4 protein-coding genes are annotated in these 2,541 nt (G+C 73.9%); all 4 read right to left on the minus strand.

Features of this window, described 5'->3' with window-relative positions; all coding sequences use genetic code 11:
- Nucleotides 1-50: 50 nt before the first annotated feature.
- Nucleotides 51-617, minus strand: a complete 567-nt coding sequence (locus ACXJLU_RS33075; RefSeq protein ID WP_457337961.1) for a hypothetical protein — start codon at nucleotides 615-617, stop codon at nucleotides 51-53.
- A complete protein-coding gene (locus ACXJLU_RS33080) occupies nucleotides 607-1,242 on the minus strand; it encodes a sigma-70 family RNA polymerase sigma factor (RefSeq protein ID WP_457337962.1) in 636 nt (211 codons plus the stop codon). The genes ACXJLU_RS33075 and ACXJLU_RS33080 overlap by 11 nt, the downstream gene beginning before the upstream one ends.
- Nucleotides 1,243-1,295: 53 nt before the next feature.
- Nucleotides 1,296-2,006, minus strand: a complete 711-nt coding sequence (locus tag ACXJLU_RS33085) for a hypothetical protein (protein ID WP_457337963.1) — start codon at nucleotides 2,004-2,006, stop codon at nucleotides 1,296-1,298.
- A 4-nt stretch (nucleotides 2,007-2,010) separates the two neighbouring features.
- The coding region (locus tag ACXJLU_RS33090) for a glycine zipper 2TM domain-containing protein (protein ID WP_457337964.1) at nucleotides 2,011-2,541 on the minus strand (531 nt) is incomplete at its 5' end.

Raw genomic sequence — 2,541 nt, forward strand, 5'->3', positions numbered from 1 at the left:
CAGCAGCACCAGGCCCGCCGCTGCCGCGAACGCCGCGGCCAGCGCGCGGATCATCGCGGGCCGCCGACCGGCTCGACCAGCCGCATGCCGGGCGCCGCCCGCAGCGCCGCGACCTTGGCGGCCACCTGCTGCGCACTCGCCTCGCGCGTCTGCAGTGCAAGCCCATAGGCGCCGGCTGCATTCGGGCCGCTGACGATCTGCAGCTCGAGCCCGCGCAGCAAGGCCTGCAGTTCATCGGCCCGCAGCGTCGGCGCCGGGACGATGCGCAACGCCACGGTGGCCGGTTCGCCCGCCGGGGCCGACAGCGTCTGGTAGGCCGGTGCCGCGTCGCGCCACAGCAGCCCGGCGCCGAGCACCGACAGGCCGATCGCCTCGACGACGACCGCGGCGACGAGCCACTGCACCAGCGGTCCGCCGCTGCGGCGGCGCACGCGGCGCTCTGCCGGCGCGCGCTCTGCCTGGGATCCGGCCGCAGGGTCGGCCTCGTCGATGCGCCGCATCAGCCGCTTCAGCCCCGCGTCGGCATCGGTGAGCGGCGGCTGCGGCTGCGCCAGCGCCTGGCGCAGCGCACGCTGCCAGGCCAGGTCGGTGGAACCGTCGTCGGCGTCATGCTTCATCGTCGTACTCCTTGCGTCCCGCGGGGCGCCCCTTCGACAGGCCGGCCAGCATCGGCAGCACTTGGCGCAGCTTGACGCGGGCGTGGAACATGCGCGCCTTCACGGTGCTGAGCTCGCAGTCCATGATCTGCGCCACTTCCTCGAGCGAATGGCCGGCGCCGTAGGCCAGCTCCATCGTCGCGCGCTGCTCGGCGTTGAGCCGGCGCATGCCCTTGGCGACCCAGTCGGCCAGCTCGTGGCGGGCGTGGGGGTCGTCGAGGGCATGCAACTGGTGGGCCGATTCATCGGCCGGCGCCTCGGCCGGCTCCTCGCCATGCTCGCGCAGCGTCTTCAGCGCGCTGCGCCACGCGATGCCGAGGATCCAGGTCGACACGCGCGACTCGCCGCGGAACTCGCCGGCCTTCTGCCAGACGATCCAGAAGGTGTCGTTGATCACCTCCTCGACCACGTCGGCGCGGCGCGTCAGCCGGGCCAGGAAACGGTCGAGGCGGCGGTGGTAGGCCCGGTACAGCGCCTCCAGCGCCGCGCGTTCGCCGTCGGCGATGCGGCGCAGCAGCACGGCCTCGTCCGCATCATCGAGGCGGGCGGCGGCGGGGCGGGCGCGGATCAGCGAAAGCAGCGGCATGTCGGTGTGTACGCGCGAGCGCCGCGAAAGTTGCAACTATTTTTCGGTGCCGATCAGAAACCGAGCGCGAGGCTGCCGACCCAGCGGGCGTCGGCCGCCGCGCCGAACCATTCGCGCGCCCGGTGGTCGCTCGCCACGCGCGACAGCTCGAATTGAACGTTGCTGCCGATGCGCCCGCTCAGGCCGACATGCCCGTAGTCGTAGCTGAAGCCGGCGCGGCGCTGCTGGTCCTGGTGGCCGAGCCCGGCCGCCAGCGCGAAAGAGACGCTGCCCGCTTTGCCGAGCGGCTCGCGCAGCACCAGGTCGGCGGCCCAGCCGCCGCGGTGGCCGTTCGGCGACGCGGTGGTCTGGCGCAGCGCGGTGACCGAGCCGAACACGCGGTCGCGCCAGGCGAGCGTCGCACCGAACTCGTCGCGGTCGAAGCTGCGCAGGTAGTCGTCGAACGGGTAGGCATAGTGCGTCGCCGCGAGCTGCGCACTCCAGTCGTCGTCGAGGCGGAACGCGTGGCCGGCGCGGGCGTACAGCTGGGTCGTCCAGCCCTGGTCGGTGGAAGGCCGCAGCGTCGCGACCCCGATGCCCGCCAGCCAGCCGTCGGCGGTGTCGACCGCCACGCCGGCCTGCAACACCGGCTTGGCATTGCCGAGCGCGACGCCGCGCACCAGCAGCGCCGAACTGGCGCCCAGCGTGTAGTCGACCTCCTGGGCCCAGGCACCGGACAGGGCCAGTGCCGCTGCGGCCGTCGCAACGGCGCGCAGCAGGGACATCACGTCAAGCCTTCGGGAGCGGGATCGCCTTCAGCGTGCTGCCTTCGACCTCGAAGCGGCCGCCGACCGCCGGAGCGGTCTGTTGCGTGACGGTGCGGGTCGTGCCGTCGTCCATGCGCAGGCGCACCTGGTAGACGGTGGTGCTGCGGGCGCGCTTCTCGACCTCGTGGCCGGCAAAGCCGCCGCCGACGGCGCCGAGCACCGTCATCGCCTTCTTGCCGTTGCCACCGCCCATCTGGTGGCCGACGACGCCGCCGAGCACGCCGCCGGCGACCGCGCCGAGGCCGGTGCCTTCACCCTTGCGGGTCTCGGTCTTCACGCTCTCGACGGTGCCGCAGGTCGCGCAGATGTCGGCGGCCGCGGTGGTGGTGGCGGCTGGGGCCGGCTTCGCGGCATGCGCTGTCTTGCCCTTGGCGGGGGCCACCGCCGCGACCGGCGTGGCCGGCTCGACCGGGGCCGGCTTCGGCGAGGAAGTCAGTGCAGCGGCGAGCGCGCCGGCACCGACCACGCCCAGGCCGCCGGCGACCCACCAGGC

It is taken from the genome of Rhizobacter sp. P5_C2, assembly GCF_054049715.1.